General features: G+C 40.3%; 16 protein-coding genes. 13 read left to right on the forward strand and 3 right to left on the reverse strand.

Going from position 1 to position 18,669, the window contains the following annotated elements:
• Window positions 1-228: a (Na+)-NQR maturation NqrM gene (gene nqrM / locus PZ638_RS04385; protein WP_004264769.1), complete on the forward strand. Its 228-nt coding sequence runs from the start codon at window positions 1-3 to the stop codon at window positions 226-228.
• 96 nt (window positions 229-324) lie between these two features.
• On the opposite strand, the gene PZ638_RS04390 is transcribed toward nqrM, so the two are convergent.
• Both PZ638_RS04390 and PZ638_RS04395 read right to left on the reverse strand, forming a co-directional pair.
• A complete protein-coding gene (locus PZ638_RS04390) occupies window positions 325-687 on the reverse strand; it encodes a hypothetical protein (RefSeq protein ID WP_004264771.1) in 363 nt (120 codons plus the stop codon).
• A 178-nt stretch (window positions 688-865) separates the two neighbouring features.
• Window positions 866-1,762, reverse strand: a complete 897-nt coding sequence (locus PZ638_RS04395; protein ID WP_110592314.1) for a glycerophosphodiester phosphodiesterase family protein — start codon at window positions 1,760-1,762, stop codon at window positions 866-868.
• A 281-nt stretch (window positions 1,763-2,043) separates the two neighbouring features.
• Between PZ638_RS04395 and dinB the strand changes: the two genes are divergently transcribed.
• On the forward strand, window positions 2,044-3,099 hold the full coding sequence (gene dinB, locus PZ638_RS04400) for a DNA polymerase IV (RefSeq protein ID WP_036958912.1): 1,056 nt from the start codon (window positions 2,044-2,046) through the stop codon (window positions 3,097-3,099).
• 49 nt (window positions 3,100-3,148) lie between these two features.
• Here dinB and pepD read toward each other — a convergent pair whose 3' ends face one another.
• On the reverse strand, window positions 3,149-4,609 hold the full coding sequence (pepD, locus tag PZ638_RS04405) for a beta-Ala-His dipeptidase (protein ID WP_094962034.1): 1,461 nt from the start codon (window positions 4,607-4,609) through the stop codon (window positions 3,149-3,151).
• A 437-nt stretch (window positions 4,610-5,046) separates the two neighbouring features.
• On the opposite strand from pepD, the gene gpt reads away from it, so the two are divergent.
• The 11 genes from gpt to alaS all read left to right on the forward strand — a co-directional run bounded on the left by gpt (window position 5,047) and on the right by alaS (window position 18,656).
• Window positions 5,047-5,511, forward strand: coding sequence for a xanthine phosphoribosyltransferase (gene gpt / locus PZ638_RS04410; RefSeq protein WP_036958965.1), 465 nt, complete (start codon window positions 5,047-5,049; stop codon window positions 5,509-5,511).
• A gap of 184 nt (window positions 5,512-5,695) precedes the next feature.
• Window positions 5,696-6,946, forward strand: coding sequence for an esterase FrsA (frsA, locus tag PZ638_RS04415; protein ID WP_180312387.1), 1,251 nt, complete (start codon window positions 5,696-5,698; stop codon window positions 6,944-6,946).
• Window positions 6,947-7,017: 71 nt separating this feature from the next.
• Window positions 7,018-7,419 (forward strand): sigma factor-binding protein Crl, encoded by a 402-nt coding sequence (crl, locus tag PZ638_RS04420; protein WP_036958914.1) that lies wholly within the window; start codon window positions 7,018-7,020, stop codon window positions 7,417-7,419.
• Window positions 7,420-7,535: 116 nt separating this feature from the next.
• The gene (gene proB, locus PZ638_RS04425; protein WP_036958967.1) at window positions 7,536-8,639 is read left to right on the forward strand and encodes a glutamate 5-kinase; all 1,104 of its coding nucleotides are present in this window, start codon (window positions 7,536-7,538) and stop codon (window positions 8,637-8,639) included.
• 2 nt (window positions 8,640-8,641) lie between these two features.
• Complete coding sequence (gene proA / locus PZ638_RS04430) at window positions 8,642-9,895, forward strand: glutamate-5-semialdehyde dehydrogenase (protein ID WP_110592310.1); 1,254 nt, start codon at window positions 8,642-8,644, stop codon at window positions 9,893-9,895.
• 127 nt (window positions 9,896-10,022) lie between these two features.
• Window positions 10,023-10,520: a shikimate kinase AroL gene (aroL, locus tag PZ638_RS04435; protein ID WP_004264804.1), complete on the forward strand. Its 498-nt coding sequence runs from the start codon at window positions 10,023-10,025 to the stop codon at window positions 10,518-10,520.
• 140 nt (window positions 10,521-10,660) lie between these two features.
• The gene (gene aas / locus PZ638_RS04440) at window positions 10,661-12,808 is read left to right on the forward strand and encodes a bifunctional acyl-ACP--phospholipid O-acyltransferase/long-chain-fatty-acid--ACP ligase (protein WP_144140912.1); all 2,148 of its coding nucleotides are present in this window, start codon (window positions 10,661-10,663) and stop codon (window positions 12,806-12,808) included.
• A 1-nt stretch (window position 12,809) separates the two neighbouring features.
• Window positions 12,810-14,012, forward strand: a complete 1,203-nt coding sequence (gene lplT / locus PZ638_RS04445) for a lysophospholipid transporter LplT (RefSeq protein WP_036958917.1) — start codon at window positions 12,810-12,812, stop codon at window positions 14,010-14,012.
• A gap of 14 nt (window positions 14,013-14,026) precedes the next feature.
• A complete protein-coding gene (gene pncC / locus PZ638_RS04450; RefSeq protein WP_004264808.1) occupies window positions 14,027-14,530 on the forward strand; it encodes a nicotinamide-nucleotide amidase in 504 nt (167 codons plus the stop codon).
• A 104-nt stretch (window positions 14,531-14,634) separates the two neighbouring features.
• Complete coding sequence (gene recA, locus PZ638_RS04455; protein ID WP_004264809.1) at window positions 14,635-15,702, forward strand: recombinase RecA; 1,068 nt, start codon at window positions 14,635-14,637, stop codon at window positions 15,700-15,702.
• 326 nt (window positions 15,703-16,028) lie between these two features.
• Complete coding sequence (gene alaS / locus PZ638_RS04460; protein ID WP_004264811.1) at window positions 16,029-18,656, forward strand: alanine--tRNA ligase; 2,628 nt, start codon at window positions 16,029-16,031, stop codon at window positions 18,654-18,656.
• Window positions 18,657-18,669: the final 13 nt, after the last annotated feature.

The following is an 18,669-nucleotide window of genomic DNA, read 5'->3' on the forward strand; positions in this document are numbered from 1 at the left end:
ATGCTAAATGTTTTTATTGCAGCCTTTGTACTGTTTTTGCTGGCCTTTTTAGGCATGTCACTTGGATATATTATTAAGCGTAAGAGTATCCAAGGTAGCTGCGGCGGGTTAAGCAGTATTGGTGTTGATAAAGTGTGTGATTGCCCTGAGCCTTGCGATGCACGTAAAAAGCGTATGGCACGTGAAGAAGCCCGCCAAAAAATACTGGATAAAAATCGTATTATTTGAATAGTAATATTTAACGGTTCTATAACTAGTAATGAGCCGGAGATGTCTAAATATAGTTATTAGACATCTCCAAATATTACTTTCCCGTTATACAGCCTAAATTAATTGCATTTTCTTAGCACATGAAACAGAGACAGGGTAATTAACATGCATGCTTTTTGTCTCACCATCAAATCTAATCGTGACCTTTCCATTATCATTGTTGTTAATTTGGCAAGGTAAAAAATCACCACTACTCCACAGTTCATTATTTTTCGTAGTAATTTTAGCTTTCCAAGCACTTTTACCTGTTGTTGAGTAAGGGAATGAATTTTCGTTAGAGCTAGATGTGGCATGTGATAGATTATAAAATATAAACACATTATCATAGGGGTTATCACTATTATGATAATGTATTTCAACTTTCCTTAATGTTTCATTCCAATAATTCTCGACAATCATTGTTCCAATATTTGACATATAAAACCTTTTTTAAATTATTTTAAATAGAATTTTTGTGACGGATTAAATATATCAAGTTTTCTATAGCGGTAAATTAAGAACAATTATTATTAATTGATGAAAAGAATGTTTTTAAGATGTGATTTAATTCCTAAGCTATTATTAAAGTAATAATAGCTTAGGAGATGTTATTAGATTATTTTTTAAATGCTTTTGGGGAATCAACCATTACAGCATCAACACCAATTTCTTTTGCGAGTTGGTAGTCACTGTCATTATTAACACCAAAGACAATGATATAGGCATTACCATTTTTTCTAAAACAGTCGATGGCCTCTTTATCCCATGAAAGGGTAGCTGGTGAGCGTGCCTCACCTAATGTATATTTTTCAACTACTTCAACTTTACGATGTAGCTCAAAGCCATACCAACGAGTGGTGGTCTTGTCATTTTCTATTGAGCATTGATGGTTCATTACGATATTTGCCAACATAGTCCGAGTTTCATCACGGCTTTCAAATAGTGAAATTTTTGATGAAAGGGATTTTAGCGCTTTTAAAAATTCATCATTAGTGGAATAAAAACGTACTTGGCTAAATGAATTAGTTTTATCTAGTAGTGCAAGGATAGCTTGTGCTTGGATATTAGGGTCTGCATCAGGTGATTTTAAATCAATATAAAAAGTCGTATCAGGGTATTTTTTTAAAATAGTTTCTAGTCTACTAATAGTAGTATCTTGCATAGGTAGTTGCAGGTTATTTTTTATATTGTATTTATATGCAGCATTTATACGGTTAAGTTGCAGGGCATTATATTTTGATACAGGACCTTCATGGTCTGTAAGTGAGCTTAAGTCACTTGGACGATATAAAACGAGTTGATTATCTTTACTTAACTGAACGGTAAGCCAAATAGCGTCAGCATTATTTTTCTTTGCTAAATCAATTGCATAAATTGTATTTTCTGGTGCATCAGCCGTTCCTGCACGGTGAGCAACAATTTTAGGGGATAGTGCAAAAACGGTTTGGCTAGCAAACAGTATTATGAGAGTTGCCATAAATTTAAAATATTTTGATGTTGATGTAATTGCCATAGAGATGATCCATAAATAGTTTTTCAAGGTATTGTCGTTGGTAAAACAACTCTTTTTATTACTTTTTTGTTTAAAAGTAAGTATTAACACTTATTTTTAAGACAAACTTTAAATAAAATCTTTATTGGATAGATTGGCAGATGATTATTGCAATATGATGAATTACCTAGTTATCATTAAGTTAGCTTGTTATTCATCCATTTATGGTGGTCTGATAATAATTGCATGGCTATTAAAGATACTGTATATTTAAACAGTTGATTGATTGTTAGGGTATACTCGTGCGTAAAATTATTCATATTGATATGGACTGCTTTTATGCCGCCATCGAGATGCGTGACGACCCAAGCCTTCGCAATGTACCTATTGCGGTGGGAGGTAGCGCAGATCGCCGAGGAGTGATTAGTACTGCAAATTATGAAGCACGTCGCTACGGTGTTCATAGTGCGATGTCTACAGCGATTGCACTTAGGCTTTGCCCTCACTTGAAAGTGGTTCCTGGGCATATGGCACTTTATAAAGAAACCTCTCTTCATATTCGAAAAATATTTGCGCGTTACACAGACCTCATAGAACCGCTTTCTCTTGATGAGGCTTATTTGGATGTTACGGATTGTACGCAATTACACGGCTCTGCAACGTTAATTGCTGAGGCTATCCGCAAGCAAATCTTTGATGAATTACAGCTCACTGCTTCAGCGGGGATCGCTCCAATAAAATTTTTGGCAAAGATTGCTTCCGATATGAACAAACCGAATGGCCAATTCGTGATCACACCACAAGATATCGATCAATTCGTTCTTAAATTGCCACTAAAAAAAATACCAGGAGTGGGTAAGGTAACAGCCCAAAAATTAGCGGATATGGGGTTGGTGACTTGTGCCGATGTTCAAAAATATGATGTAGTTGCGTTGATTAAAAGCATGGGGAAATTTGGGCAGGTACTTTGGGAGCGTTGCCATGGTATCGATGAACGTGCGATTAACCCTGATAGGCTTAGGAAATCGGTAGGAGTTGAACGTACACTTACAGAAGATATCTATCAATGGGAAGATTGCTTGCCGTTGTTGGATAAATTATACGATGAACTCCAACTGCGTTTAGCAAAGGTAAAGCCTGACCTTCGTATTGCTCGCCAAGGTGTAAAATTTAAATTTGCAGACTTTCAGCAAACGACACAAGAACATGTATATCCAGTTCTCAATAAACAAGATTTGGTACAAATAGCGAAAAAAGCTTGGGATAACCGCCGCTTAGGGCGTGGCGTTCGGTTAGTTGGTTTGCATGTGATGCTGCAAAGTCCTCAGCTTGAACGGCAATTATTACTTGAATTATAAAAAAACACCTATCGTATGATAGGTGTTTGATTTACAATTAATTAGTTGTTTATTCTTTAACTGGAATTGCTTTTAAAACCGCAGTTAATAATTTCCAATACTCACCAACGCTTGCAATATGCACACGCTCATCAGGGGAGTGCGCACCACGAATAGTTGGCCCAATTGAAACCATATCCATGTCTGGGTAAGGCTTTTTGAATAAGCCACACTCAAGGCCTGCGTGGATCACCATCACATTAGGAATTTTACCGAATAGTTTGTTGTAGGTATCGCTGACTAAATGCATCACTGGTGAGTCTGCATCGGGCTGCCAACCAGGGTAACTGCCTTCTGCTCGATATTGGGCTTGTGCTAATTTACTGATAGATGTCAGCATGTTAACAACGTAGTTCTTGCCGCTATCGATAAGTGAGCGAACAAGGAAGATAATTTCTGCTTTATCTTCAGTTAGGCGTACTACACCTTCATTAAGTGACGTTTCAACCACGCCAATAGCCACATCGCTCATGCGAATTACACCGTTCGGTGCTGCATTTAAGAAGAAAACAAAACGCTTTTGGCAATCATCAGAAAGGGCTTTTAGCTCACTTTGCGTTTCGTCAAGTAGCAGAACAAGGTTAGGCTCAACAACAGCTAATTCATTTTTCAGAATATCTTCATAGCGCGTTCTCAGTGCCGTTAATTCAGCAACTTTGTCTGCTGGAACAGCAATAATGGCATAGGCTTCACGAGGAATCGCATTGCGAACAGTACCCCCTCTAAAATCTAATAATTTTAGGCTTAAATCTTCTGCGTGCCCTGCTAGAAAACGAGCTAACAGCTTATTGGCATTACCTAAACCTAAATGTACATCACCACCGGAGTGACCACCTTTTAGGCCTTTTAGGGTCATAGTGAAGGTTTTATAGCCTTGTGGTAATGCTTCACGAGTCAGGTCAAACGTGGTTGTAAAATCAACACCACCAGCGCAACCCATGTAAATTTCACCTTCTTCTTCGGAGTCGGTGTTTATCAAAATATCTGCTTGTAACCAGCCTGCTTTCAAGCCAAAAGCACCTTCCATACCGGCTTCTTCGGTCATGGTCAGGAGAACTTCCATTGGCCCATGCTCAACGCTATCGTCAGCAAGAACAGCCAAAGCAGAAGCTAAGCCAATGCCGTTATCAGCACCTAAAGTGGTGCCTTCAGCAGTAACCCACTCACCATTAACATAGGGACGAATTGGATCAGTTTTAAAGTCATGTACCGTGTCGTTATTTTTTTGTGGCACCATGTCCAAGTGAGCTTGTAAAACAACACCTTTACGGTTTTCATAACCAGGCGTAGCAGGTTTACGGATCAGAATATTGCCTACTTCATCACGTTCAACGTGAAAGCCTTTTTGTTTTGACCAATCAACAATATGCGTGGCTAAGGCTTCTTCGTGATACGAAGGGTGTGGGATAGAACAGATTTTAGCGAAGATGTCCCATAGCGGTTGGGGGGATAATGTAGCTAGCTCAGACACGTCTCTCTCCTTTTATTTTCCCTTTATATTTCAATCTGTAGCGTTGTTGGCTTCATTCATAAATCCCAGTCACATACTTATGTATGCTCCTAGGATTTACTCATTTGCCGCCTAGCTACAAATTGAACTATTTAGGGATAATATCCTGAATAACCCAGTAGGAGCTGATTGGCAACCAACATTAATTTCAGCTTCAATTTTAAAAGGAATATTGCTGTAATTATGACCTAACAGCCTGAAGTTTCGAATTAAAGGCTGCCTCTTTTATAAACTCAGGATAACACTTTCTTTTGAGCAATGGACAGTGTAAATGATAATAATTAATGGCGAATGGTGCTTTTTGCTGGTTTTTAACCGGCCAAATCACTATAATCTCGCGCAACCTTTTTTCCGCAAGACACTTTTCAGATTTACTCAGCAGTCGGGACCCGAATTTTATGAGCGAAAAATATGTCGTAACGTGGGATATGTTGCAAATACATGCCCGTAAACTCGCACAACGTTTATTACCAGTAGAGCAATGGACCGGTATTATCGCGGTTAGCCGTGGTGGCCTTGTTCCTGGAGCACTGCTTGCACGCGAACTTGGTATTCGTAACGTTGATACCGTTTGTATTTCTAGCTATGACCATAATAACCAGCGCGAATTAACCGTGATTAAACGTGCAGAAGGTGATGGTGAAGGCTATATTGTCATCGATGATTTAGTCGATACAGGCGGCACAGCTCAAGCTATCCGTAACATGTACCCTAAAGCACATTTTGTCACCATCTTTGCAAAACCTGCAGGCCGTCCATTAGTTGATGACTACGTAGTTGATATTCCACAAGACACATGGATCGAACAACCATGGGACATGGGTGTCGTTTTTGTTAAACCATTGTGTGAACAAGATAAATAAATCTGTTTTTCATGAGCGTTTTAGGTGAAAACATTGTAATTATAAAGCGTTATAGGTTTTATTGATTGCAAAAACACATTAATACCTAAAATTTTTGAGCTAAACACGATATAATTTGGGGAGTGCATTTTTGCATTCCCTTTATTTTTGGCCAAATTCAACTCTGATCGACAAGGAAATAGGGATGACTCAGCAAAACCTTTCAGAAAAACTTTTCAAACCTAAAGTCAGACAAGTTGAAACATCAACATTAGTCTCTTATTCATCTCAAACAATTTCTCAAATTAAAGAACACAGTGTGTTAAGTGGCTCCCATCATGCGGGTTGGTATCGTATGATTAATCGCTTAATGTGGATTTGGCGAGGAATAGACGCCTTAGAAATTGAAGAAGTACTAAGTCGTATTGCTATCTCAGATGCTGAGCGTAGCAATGATAACTTGTTGGATACGGTCATTGGCAACCGTCGTGGAAACTGGTGTTTCGAATGGTCCCAGCAAGCCATGCGTTGGCAGCAAAAAGCATTAGAATTTGAAAAAGGTGCAGAGGCAGGGGAGGCTTGGTTACGTTCAGCTAACTTGTACAGCATTGCCGCTTATCCTTTTATCAAGGGAGATGAGCTTGCTGACCAAGCTATTTTGCTGGCTTGCAAAGCTTATGATAGTGCCGCAAAATTTTCTCAATATCGCCTAAAGAAAATTCCTTTCAAAGTTGATGGTGGGAAAGAAGTTTGCGGTTTTTTACATATTCCTTCACAGGGGCAAGGGCCTTATCCGACAGTGATGATCTGTGGCATGTTAGATAGCTTACAGATTGATTTTTGTCGCTATTTTCGCGACTACCTCGAACCACTCGGTATTGCGATGCTAACACTGGATATGCCGTCAATTGGTTATTCGGTTAAACACAAGCTTACGCAGGAAACGAGCACCTTACATGAGCAAATCGTTCGCCAGCTTGGGGATATTGCTTGGATTGATCATACGCGTTTTGGCATCGTTGGTATGCGTTTTGGCGCAAATATAGCGTTAAGATTAGCTTATATGTGCCCTGATAAGATTAAAGCGGTTGCTGTCATAGGGCCAATTGTCCACAGTTTATTGCATGAAGAGAAATATCAACAAGATATTCCTCGGATGGTTTTGGATGTATTCGCCAGTCGTTTGGGTATTTATCAAGTTGATGGTTCAGCTTTACGTCATGAATTAAGTTGTTATTCACTTAAAAATCAAGGGCTTTTGGGGCGGCGCAGTAAGGTTTCAATGCTATCGGTTAGTCTTAAAGATGATATTTACAGCCCCAAAGCAGAGTCTGATTTAATTCGACGTTCATCGATGGATGCTGACACGATAATGCTACCAAGCCAGCCCGTTTTTGCTAATTTTGAAAAGGCGCTAAGTGAAACTACTAATTGGTTAAAAGCAAAAATACTTTAATTTTATTTAATAACTTGCTTATTTTTTCCCATTTGTTAAAAAGGTGTCTTCCCAAGAAGGAGATCCTTAACATGGCTTTACCGACTGATTACTCAAATGGAAAGTATTTAAAGAAGTTTGCTTCGATAGGACCTTATTTACGTGAAAAACAATGTTTAAATGGCTGTTATATATTCGATAGTCTCGTTGTTTGCGTGAATGCAAATATTGCCCCAGAAAAACGTGAATTTTGGGGGTGGTGGCTAAAATTGGTTGCAACTGATAAGGGGTTTGAATTTACTTATCATTTGGGCCTATACAACAGCCATGGTAGTTGGCAAGTCAAAGCATTAAAAGATGCACCAACCATTGAGGCGACAGAGCAAAATTTAGTGTCTTTTCACCAAGCCCTTGCAAAACAGCTATCTGAACTTGAGTTAAGCCTCTTTCCCTCCCCGCTAATGACAGAATTAAAACTGGAATTAAGCGCATAAATTTGTTTTAAACCAACTTTTGTTGAATTTTGCGTTATGCCTGTTGGCATAACGCGCTTCTCCTGATAAAAATGATACCTACTTTTTGGTTTATTAATCCTAATGGCAGAAAAATGATGAAAAATAGCCAGACGCTGGTAGTTAAATTAGGGACCAGTGTATTAACAGGGGGCTCGCGCCGTTTAAATCAAGCTCATATTGTTGAGCTGGTTAGGCAGTGCGCGCAGCAATATGAAAAAGGGCATCGTATTATTATTGTGACTTCTGGGGCAATTGCCGCAGGTCGCGAACACTTAAATTACCCCGAATTGCCGGCTACCATAGCATCTAAACAGTTGCTTGCGGCGGTCGGTCAAAGTCGTTTAATCCAGTTATGGGAACGGTTATTCTCCATTTATGGCATTCATATCGGGCAAATGTTACTGACACGAGCCGATTTAGAAGACAGAGAACGTTTCTTAAATGCACGAGATACCTTGCAAGCACTGCTAGATAACGGAATCATTCCAGTTATCAATGAAAATGATGCTGTGGCTACCGCAGAAATCAAAGTCGGTGATAATGACAATCTATCCGCTTTGGCCGCGATTCTTGGCGATGCAGATAAACTGCTATTATTGACAGATATCGAAGGCTTATATGATGCTGATCCACGCAGTAATCCAAATGCAAAATTGATCCCTGAAGTGTATGGTATCAATGATGAACTTCGCGAAATGGCGGGGGGAAGCGTTAGCGGGTTAGGAACCGGTGGAATGGCAACTAAATTACAAGCAGCAGATGTCGCGGGCCGTGCAGGAATTGATGTTATCATTGCAGCAGGCAATAAACCGGATGTTATTAATGCGGTTATTGAAAATCTTCCAGTTGGTACCCGTTTTTATGGGCAAAAAAATCCAATGGAAAATCGTAAACGTTGGATTTTCGGTGCTCCAGCAGCTGGAGATGTGTACATTGATGATGGTGCACAACTGGCAATTATGGAAAAAGGCAGTTCATTATTGCCAAAAGGTATTAAGAAGATTGAAGGCGATTTCTCCCGAGGCGCAGTGATCCGTATTCGTAATATGGCAGGGAAAGATCTTGCTCATGGGGTCAGCCACTATAACAGTGATGCACTTAGAATGATTGCTGGGCACCATTCACAAGAAATCAGCAAAATACTTGGCTATGAACACGGTTCTGTGGCTGTTCATCGTGATGATATGATAGTGAGTTAATTATGTTAGAGACAATGGGTAAGGCTGCAAGGGTTGCTTCATGGCAATTAGCTCAGTTAAGTACCAAACAAAAAAATGCAGCACTATTACAAATTGCAGATCTACTAGAACAAGATAATGCAGTTATACTTGCAGCGAATCAAAAAGACATGGCGCAGGCAAAAGCAAGCGGTATGACTGAGGCGTTACAAGACCGCTTATTACTGACGCCAGAGCGTTTAAAAAGTATTGCTGATGATGTTAGAAAAGTATGCCAATTAGCTGATCCTGTTGGGCAAATCATTGATGGAAGCCAATTGGATAGCGGCTTAAATTTACAGCGCCGCCGTGTCCCATTGGGGGTTGTCGGTGTCATTTATGAAGCCCGCCCTAATGTCACCGTTGATGTGGCTTCGTTATGTTTAAAGACAGGTAATGCGGTCATTTTACGTGGCGGGAAAGAGACGCATCATACTAACCTTGCGGTGGTGGAAGTTATTCAAAAAGCATTGGAAAATAGCGGCTTGCCAGCAGATGCAGTACAAGCTATTAATAACCCTGACCGTGAATTAGTTGCGCAATTACTCAAATTAGATCGCTACGTGGATATGCTAATCCCTCGCGGCGGTGCGGGTTTACATAAATTATGTCGTGAGCAATCAACGATCCCAGTAATTACCGGGGGAATTGGTGTTTGCCATACATTTGTTGATAAATCGGTAGATTTTAATAAAGCCATTAACGTGATTATTAATGCAAAAGTTCAGCGCCCAAGCGCTTGTAATTCACTGGAAACATTATTAGTTCATAAAGAGATTGCGAATGAATTTCTGCCGTTTTTAAGTGAAAAAATGGCACAACAACAAGTCACATTACATGCGAGTGAAAAAGCGCTTCCATTGCTAAAACAAGGTCCAGCTAAAGTTGTTGATGTAAAACCTGAAAACCTTGTCGATGAGTGGCTCTCACTGGATCTTAACGTAGACATTGTTGAAGATATTGACGCTGCTATCGACCATATTCGTCATTATGGTACAGCTCATTCTGATGCTATCTTGACAGAATCTATTCACCAAGCTGACTATTTCGTTCAATGTGTAGATTCAGCCGCGGTATATGTTAATGCAAGCACTCGCTTTACCGATGGTGGGCAGTTTGGTTTAGGTGCAGAGGTCGCAGTGAGTACGCAAAAATTACATTCACGTGGCCCTATGGGGTTAGATGCACTAACAACGTACAAATGGATCGGGTATGGTGACTTTTTAAGTCGTCCATAATGAGTAAAAATGATGAGATAGCCACACTTGTGTGGCTTTCTTTTTTTATTTGCCAAACTAGGCAGTTTATCATAAGCAAATTTATAATCGGTATTGCTTAGTATTTATGATGATGGGATGAAATTTAATGTTTTACATTATCGGTCCAAGAGGTTCGGGTAAAACCACAATTGGTAAAAAATTTGCAGAATCTAAAGGTTATCAATTTGTTGATACAGATAAATTGATTTTAGAAAAAGCGGGAAAAAGTATCGCAGAAATTGTTGAACAGCACGGGTGGGATTACTTTCGCCAGCTAGAGACTGACGTCCTTAAGTCGATTACGCAAAGCGATATGATTGTTTCAACTGGTGGGGGGCTTGTTCTTGCAGAAGAAAATCAGCAAATTATGCGTAATAACGGCACCGTGATTTACTTAAATACCCACCCTGAAGTTTTAGCAAAACGCCTCGCTGCGGAACCGCAAGCGGATCAGCGACCAAGTTTGACAGGAAAATCTTTAGTTGAAGAAATTGAAGAAGTAATGCAACAAAGGGAGCCTATCTACCGTGCGACAGCACATCATATTATTGATGCGGCGCAGCCTGTCGACGACATCATCGCACAACTTAATGATTTAACTTAAACTCATGAGTGATAAGCCAGCGGTGTTTTCGGAATATACTAATTAGAGTAAAGGGAGTAGCTCAGTAAGATAGAAGTCACTAAAGGTATAGTCGTATCACACTAATATATAAAAATATAATCATAGTATAGGGACTCATTATGTTGGCAAAGATAGTCAAAACAGTACTTAAATTTTTGTTTCGCGTACAAGTTATTGGCGACGCGAAAGAATTTAATCAAGATAAATGCTTAATTACGCCCAATCATGTTTCTTTCCTAGATGGTGTATTAATCGCACTTTTTTTGCCTGTCAAACCTGTATTTGCTGTTTATTCAACATTTGCCACACCGAAAATGGTGAAGCGCCTTAAGCCCTATGCGGATATTGTCCCTCTTGATCCTGCCAACCCTCTAGGTATTCGTCATCTAGTTAAAGAGGTAGAAAAAGGGCGCCCAATAGTTATTTTCCCAGAAGGCCGAATTTCGGTTCATGGCTCTTTAATGAAAATATACGAAGGAGCGGCTTTTGTGGCAGCAAAGTCAGAAGCAAAAGTTGTTCCTATTCGTATAGAAGGTGCACAATATAGCCATTTTGGGCGGCTGAAAGGAATTTTTCCATTAAAATGGTTTCCGAAGATCACATTGTATATCTTGCCAGCACAAGAAATTCCAATGCCAGAAGCTCCTAGAGCGGTAGAGCGTCGTGCTCTGGCTGGTGAAAATCTGTACCAAATCATGAAGTCCGCACGTATGTCTTGTTTACCACAAGTCACATTAGTTGAAGAATTTATTCAAAGTGTTCAGTTTTTTGGGCGCCGCACGCCTTGTATTGAAGACATCGCATTTAAAGAGGATTCATATCAATCTCTATTGAAAAAAACCTTAGGGGTTGGTCGTATTATTGAACGCTATACTCATGAAAATGAAAGAGTTGGCCTATTATTGCCAAATGCGACAGTCACCGCAGCCGCGATTTTTGGCGCTTTAATGAGAGGCCGAGTACCTGCCATGCTTAATTACACTGCGGGCAGTCACGGTATTAGTAACGCTTTAAAAGCTTCAGCAGCGAAAGTGGTCTTTACTTCCCGCCAATTTTTGGAAAAAGGCAACTTAACGCATATTCCAGAACAAGTGCCAGAAGCAAGTTGGATTTACCTTGAAGATTTAAAAGACACGGTAACATGGCAAGATAAAATATGGATTATTAAGCACTTATTTAATCCTAAGAAAGCCATTATTCCCCGAAAGCCGTCCGATGAAGCGATTGTTTTATTCACATCCGGCTCGGAAGGTACACCGAAAGGTGTTGTCCACAGCCATGCCAGCTTGATGGCAAACGTAGAGCAAATTAAAACGATCGCTGATTTTACACCTCGTGACCGTTTTATGTCGTCACTTCCATTATTTCACGCATTTGGTTTGACGGTTGGCTTATTTATCCCTCTATTTTCAGGTAGCCGAGTTTTCCTTTATCCAAGCCCATTACATTACCGGATCATTCCTGAATTAGTCTATGACAAAAACTGTACGGTATTATTTGGAACATCAACCTTTTTAGGTAACTACGCACGATTTGCTCATCAGTATGATTTTGCACGTTTGCGTTATGTGGTTGCGGGCGCAGAAAAATTATCAGATAAAACCAAAAAAATCTGGTTTGATAAATTTGGCATCCGAATTCTTGAAGGCTATGGGGTAACTGAGTGTGCACCTATTGTTTCAATTAATGTGCCAATGGCCGCTAAAGAAGGCTCTGTAGGGCAAATTTTACCCGAAATGGAAGCGCGAATTATCCCCATTTCTGGTATTGAACAAGGTGGTAAATTACAGCTTAAAGGCCCAAATATCATGAAAGGGTATTTGCGTGTGGAAGCGCCTGGGGTACTTGAAACACCACGAGCTGAAAATGCACAAGGTGAAATAGAGGAAGGTTGGTACGACACAGGTGATATCGTTGAATTAGATCATAAAAATTTCTGTACGATAAAAGGCCGTGTTAAACGTTTTGCTAAACTTGCGGGTGAAATGGTTTCTCTCGAAAGTATTGAGCAAATGGTGGCATCTCTTTCTCCTAATGCAAATCATGGTGTGGTTACAAAGCCAGATAGCAGTAAAGGTGAAGCGCTTGTTTTGTTCACAACAGATAAAGAACTAGACCGTAGCGCATTATCTAGTGCAGCCAAAAGCAAAGGGTTAACCGAGTTAGCGGTTCCACGTGATATTCGTTTTGTTAAAGAGTTGCCAGTACTGGGTAGCGGTAAAACGGATTTTGTCACATTAAAGCAAATGGCATTAAAGGATGAATAATATGCAAGAGAATGCTTCCAATGTACCGTTAATGAGCAGAGGAATGAAAGCTGTTCTTGCTTCACAGTTTCTTTCTGCATTTGCAGATAATGCTTTATTATTTGCCATATTAGCCCAACTTAAAGCCGAGTTTTATCCTGAATGGAGTCATCCTATCTTACAAATGGTGTTTGTTTTCACTTACATCGTTTTAGCGCCATTTGTTGGGCAAATTGCAGATAGGTTCTCAAAGGGCCGAGTGATGTTGTTTTCTAACATCTTTAAGTTTATTGGGGCATTAGGGATTTGTTTTGGCCTAAACCCATTCCTTTGCTATGGGTTAGTGGGAATCGGCGCTGCTTCATATTCACCAGCTAAATACGGTATTTTAGGTGAGCTCACTGGTGGAGATAACCTTGTTAAGGCCAATGGTGTCATGGAGGCTTCAACAATCGCAGCCATTTTAGTGGGATCGGTTGTCGGAGGAATGCTTTCCGATATTAACTTAATCTTAGCGCTAGGCACATGTGCTGTATTGTATGCGTTAGCCGTTATTGCGAATTTTTTCATCCCACACTTAGCTGCCGCGAGGCCTGGAAAAGGTTGGGATCTTAAACTGTTAATTACTTCTTTTTTCAATGCCTGCCGGGTGCTATGGGCTAACCAAGAAAGCCGTTTTTCACTAGTTGGAACCAGCTTGTTCTGGGGAGCAGGGGTAACGCTGCGTTTTCTGCTCGTTGCATGGGTGCCTGTGGCATTGGGATTACAAGACAATACAACGCCGACTATTTTAAATGCGATGGTTGCCGTGGGAATAGTTGCAGGAGCCGGGCTTGCTGCCAAGTTTATTACCTTAAAAACGGTTTATCGCTGCATTCCTGCGGGAGTTATTATAGGTGTGATGGTGGTGTTACTTTCGTTGCAAACTAATATTATTCCATCCTATTTTATTTTAATCATCCTTGGGATCTTCGGCGGTTTATTTGTCGTTCCGTTGAATGCATTATTGCAAGAAAAAGGGAAGGAAACCGTTGGAGCAGGGAATGCGATTGCAGTACAAAATTTAGGTGAAAATAGTGCAATGCTAATTATGTTAGGCTTGTACTCATTAGCAATTAAAGCAGGTTTGTCAGTTGTGAATGCCGGTATTGGTTTCGGTGCTGTATTCGCAATTGCGATTGCGGGTTTATGGGTTTGGGATCGCGCTCGTAAAAAAATGGCATAAAGGTAGATAACATCATGATAGATGAGAAGCGGCTTGAAACTCTGAGTATTCAGGTTGGGCTGAAACTGAAAGAACAGGGTAAAACAGTCACAACCGCAGAGTCATGTACCGGGGGCTGGGTTGCCAAAGTTTTAACCGATATATCGGGTAGCTCAGATTATTTTCAGCGTGGCTTTGTGACATACAGTAATGAAGCAAAGCATCAAATGATCGGTGTTAAAGATGAGTCTTTACAGCAGTATGGCGCTGTAAGCCAACAAGTCGTTACTGAAATGGCGACAGGCGCTTTACAAGAAGCCTGTGCAGATTTTGCTGTTTCAGTTAGTGGAATAGCAGGCCCTGGGGGCGGTAGTGTAGAAAAACCTGTTGGTACAGTATGGTTTGGTTTTGCACAGAAACAGGCAGACCAAACGGTATTAGTCACAACACAACATCAAGTGTTTCAAGGAAACAGAAATGAAGTTCGTTTTCAATCAACACTTTATATACTTGAAACACTTTTAAAGCAGTTAAGTTAAAAATCTTCTTGATACTGTATGATTATACAGTATAATTAATTTCAACAAACCGAATTCAATCGTTTTATTTGCAGTGGTCAAATCATTGCACTTAGGGAGTAAACATGGCTATTGATGAAAACAAACAAAAAGCACTTGCAGCAGCATTAGGCCAAATTGAAAAGCAATTTGGTAAAGGTTCCATTATGCGTCTTGGTGAAGACCGCTCTATGGATGTTGAAACTATCTCAACAGGCTCCTTATCCCTTGATGTTGCATTGGGTGCTGGTGGCTTGCCACTAGGTCGTATTGTTGAAATCTACGGCCCTGAATCTTCAGGTAAAACAACACTAACTCTGCAAGTTATTGCTGCAGCGCAACGTAGTGGTAAAACATGTGCTTTCATCGATGCTGAACACGCTTTAGACCCTATCTATGCTAAAAAATTAGGCGTTGATATCGATAACTTACTATGTTCTCAACCGGACACCGGTGAGCAAGCGCTAGAAATTTGTGATGCATTAACTCGCTCAGGTGCGGTTGATGTGATCATCGTTGACTCCGTTGCTGCATTAACACCAAAAGCTGAAATTGAAGGTGAAATTGGTGATTCACATATGGGCCTAGCTGCTCGTATGATGAGCCAAGCAATGCGTAAGTTAGCAGGTAACTTAAAAACATCTAATACCTTACTGATCTTTATCAACCAAATTCGTATGAAGATTGGTGTTATGTTTGGTAACCCAGAAACAACAACAGGTGGTAATGCATTAAAATTCTACGCATCTGTTCGTTTAGACATCCGCCGTATTGGTGCTGTTAAAAATGGCGAAGAAATCATCGGTAGTGAAACTCGCGTTAAAGTGGTAAAAAACAAAGTTGCAGCACCGTTCAAACAAGCTGAATTCCAAATTTTGTATGGTGAAGGTATTAATACCTTCGGCGAGCTAATTGACTTAGGTGTAAAACATAAGTTAATTGAAAAAGCAGGGGCTTGGTATAGTTATAACGGCGATAAAATTGGCCAAGGTAAAGCTAACTCAACAAATTATTTAAAAGAGCACCCTGAAGTCGCTCAAGAAATTGATACCAAACTGCGTGAAATGTTATTGAATCATACTGGTGAATTTAGTAGTGCAGCAACAGACTTTATCAGTGATGCTGATGAAGAAGAAACACCAGAAGAATTTTAATTTTAATCTAATTAATTGATTAACAAGTAAATTATAGGCGCTCCGCTGATGTGGTGGCGCCTATTTTATTTTTAACCTATTACATTAATAGTTTATTGAACAGTTTTTCTGTGGAAAAATACACCAGTGCAAGGTATAAACATACTTTCAGAAAATATCTAGACGCTTTACAATGAAAGCTGCGAATGGATGTATCTATATTTTACTTCTGCACAAAGAGACTTTATCTTATCAGTCACTTTTTAATCGGAGAGTTGATTAGAGGTGATGTTACATTCCATCTCAACAATTCGTAATTCTGTTTCCAGCTTGATATCGGGATAAATATGAGTAAAAGCACCGCTGAGATCCGTCAAGCGTTTCTCGACTTTTTTCATACAAAAGGTCATCAAGTGGTCTCTAGTAGTTCACTAGTGCCAAATAATGACCCTACACTATTGTTCACAAACGCAGGGATGAACCAGTTCAAAGATGTATTTCTTGGTCTGGATAAAAGAGCATATTCCCGAGCGACAACCGCGCAACGCTGTGTGCGTGCAGGTGGTAAACATAACGACTTAGAAAATGTGGGCTATACCGCCCGCCACCATACATTTTTTGAAATGTTAGGCAATTTTAGCTTTGGCGATTACTTTAAGCATGACGCTATCCGTTTTGCTTGGGAGTTATTGACTAGCGAAGAATGGTTTAACTTACCAAAAGAAAGGTTGTGGGTAACCGTTTACGCAACTGACGATGAAGCTTATGATATCTGGAATAAAGAAATTGGTATTCCAGTTGAGCGTATTATTCGTATTGGTGATAACAAAGGCGCACCATATGCGTCAGATAACTTCTGGCAAATGGGTGATACCGGTCCTTGTGGTCCATGTACCGAGATTTTCTATGATCACGGTGACCATATATGGGGTGGCCCTCCAGGAAGCCCAGAAGAAGACGGTGACCGCTATATTGAAATTTGGAATTTAGTCTTCATGCAATTTAACCGTCAGTCTGACGGGACAATGGAGCCTCTACCAAAACCTTCAGTTGACACAGGAATGGGCTTAGAGCGTATTTCTGCGGTATTGCAGCACGTTAATTCAAACTATGAAATTGATATCTTCCGTGACCTTATTGCTGCGGCAGCTAAAGCAACAGGTGCGACGGATTTAGAGAATAAATCATTACGCGTTATTGCTGACCACATTCGTTCTTGTGCATTCCTTGTCAGTGATGGTGTTATTCCATCAAATGAAGGTCGTGGTTATGTTCTGCGTCGTATTATTCGACGTGCTGTTCGTCACGGTTATATGCTTGGTGCCAAAGACACTTTCTTCTACAAATTAGTCGCGCCATTGATTAAAGTCATGGGGCCTGCGGCCGATGAACTTGCACGCCAGCAAGCTATGGTTGAAAAAGTTCTCAAGACCGAAGAAGAGCAATTTGCACGCACGTTAGAACGCGGTCTTCAATTATTAGATGAAGAACTTGCTTCACTGAAAGGGGATACACTGGATGGTGAAGCGGCATTCCGCTTATATGACACCTATGGCTTCCCAATCGATTTAACGGCAGATGTTTGCCGCGAGCGCAATATTAAAGTCGACGAAGAAGGTTTTGAGCGGGCGATGGAAGACCAGCGTCGTCGTGCGCGCGAATCCAGTGGTTTTGGTGCGGATTATAACTCTTTAATTAAAGTTGATAAGCGTAGTGAATTCTCCGGTTATCAATATGATGAGCAACAAGCCACTATTACTGCATTATATAAAGATGGCCAACCTGTAGACAGTTTGAATGCGGGTGAAGAAGGCTTAGTTATACTAGATAAAACTGCATTTTATGCAGAGTCTGGTGGGCAAGTCGGTGATACTGGTTACTTAAATAATGACAATGCGAGCTTTAAAGTCACTGATACACAAAAATATGGTCAAGCAATTGGGCATATTGGTAAGGTAGAGGCGGGTTCACTGGTTGTTAACCATAGAATTACCGCTGTTGTGGATAGCGCTAGACGTGATGCGATCCGTTTAAATCACTCAGCAACACACTTACTGCATGCGGCATTACGCCAAGTATTAGGCGACCATGTTTCTCAAAAGGGTTCATTGGTTAATGACAAATACTTGCGTTTTGACTTCTCTCATTTTGAAGCGATGACACAAGAGCAACTACGTCAAGTAGAAGATATTGTGAATGCACAAATCCGTAAAAACTCAGAAATTGAAACTGAACTGATGGATTTAGAAGGCGCTAAAGCAAAAGGTGCTATGGCATTATTCGGTGAAAAATATGAGGAACGTGTACGTGTTCTGAGTATGGGTGATTTTTCTATCGAGTTATGTGGTGGTACACATGCGCGTCGTACAGGAGATATTGGTTTATTCCGTATCTTGAGTGAATCTGGTACGGCTGCAGGTGTTCGTCGTATTGAAGCGACTACAGGCTCAATGGCGATTGAAAGCATTCACAATCAGTCAGAGCAACTTTCAGCAATTGCACACTTAGTGAAAGGTGATATTAATAGTCTTGTCGAGAAAGTAAAAGCGGCGTTAGACAAATCTCGCCAACTCGAAAAAGAAATTGTGCAACTAAAAGATCAACAAGCATCTCAAGAAAGTGCTTCACTAAGTAGCAAAGCGAAAGACGTGAAAGGCATCAAATTATTAGTCACTCAATTAGCGGATACTGATCCTAAGTTGTTGAGAACTATGGTTGATGACCTTAAAAATCAGTTGAAATCAGCGATTATCGTGCTTTCAACAACAAGTGGTGATAAAGTCAGTATGATCGTTGGGGTAACTAATGATTTGACTGCTAAAGTTAAAGCAGGGGACTTAATTTCCTATATTGCAAGTCAGGTAGGTGGTAAAGGTGGCGGTCGCCCAGACATGGCTCAAGCGGGAGGTACTGACGTTAGCGCATTACCTGCTGCTATGGCAAGTGTCGAAGAATGGGTCGAAGCGCGTCTGTAAGCACTTACAAAGT

This window comes from Providencia hangzhouensis, assembly GCF_029193595.2.
Taxonomy (GTDB): domain Bacteria; phylum Pseudomonadota; class Gammaproteobacteria; order Enterobacterales; family Enterobacteriaceae; genus Providencia; species Providencia hangzhouensis.

What these genes read in the sequence shown, in the direction of transcription:
- pncC (WP_004264808.1), top strand. Translation starts at nt 14,027, where the DNA reads ATGATAGATGAGAAGCGGCTTGAAACTCTGAGTATTCAGGTTGGGCTG.
- recA (WP_004264809.1), top strand. Translation starts at nt 14,635, where the DNA reads ATGGCTATTGATGAAAACAAACAAAAAGCACTTGCAGCAGCATTAGGC.
- alaS (WP_004264811.1), top strand. Translation starts at nt 16,029, where the DNA reads ATGAGTAAAAGCACCGCTGAGATCCGTCAAGCGTTTCTCGACTTTTTT.
- proA (WP_110592310.1), top strand. Translation starts at nt 8,642, where the DNA reads ATGTTAGAGACAATGGGTAAGGCTGCAAGGGTTGCTTCATGGCAATTA.
- frsA (WP_180312387.1), top strand. Translation starts at nt 5,696, where the DNA reads ATGACTCAGCAAAACCTTTCAGAAAAACTTTTCAAACCTAAAGTCAGA.
- aroL (WP_004264804.1), top strand. Translation starts at nt 10,023, where the DNA reads ATGTTTTACATTATCGGTCCAAGAGGTTCGGGTAAAACCACAATTGGT.
- proB (WP_036958967.1), top strand. Translation starts at nt 7,536, where the DNA reads ATGAAAAATAGCCAGACGCTGGTAGTTAAATTAGGGACCAGTGTATTA.
- crl (WP_036958914.1), top strand. Translation starts at nt 7,018, where the DNA reads ATGGCTTTACCGACTGATTACTCAAATGGAAAGTATTTAAAGAAGTTT.
- nqrM (WP_004264769.1), top strand. Translation starts at nt 1, where the DNA reads ATGCTAAATGTTTTTATTGCAGCCTTTGTACTGTTTTTGCTGGCCTTT.
- PZ638_RS04390 (WP_004264771.1), bottom strand. Translation starts at nt 687, where the DNA reads ATGTCAAATATTGGAACAATGATTGTCGAGAATTATTGGAATGAAACA.
- gpt (WP_036958965.1), top strand. Translation starts at nt 5,047, where the DNA reads ATGAGCGAAAAATATGTCGTAACGTGGGATATGTTGCAAATACATGCC.
- PZ638_RS04395 (WP_110592314.1), bottom strand. Translation starts at nt 1,762, where the DNA reads ATGGCAATTACATCAACATCAAAATATTTTAAATTTATGGCAACTCTC.
- aas (WP_144140912.1), top strand. Translation starts at nt 10,661, where the DNA reads ATGTTGGCAAAGATAGTCAAAACAGTACTTAAATTTTTGTTTCGCGTA.
- lplT (WP_036958917.1), top strand. Translation starts at nt 12,810, where the DNA reads ATGCAAGAGAATGCTTCCAATGTACCGTTAATGAGCAGAGGAATGAAA.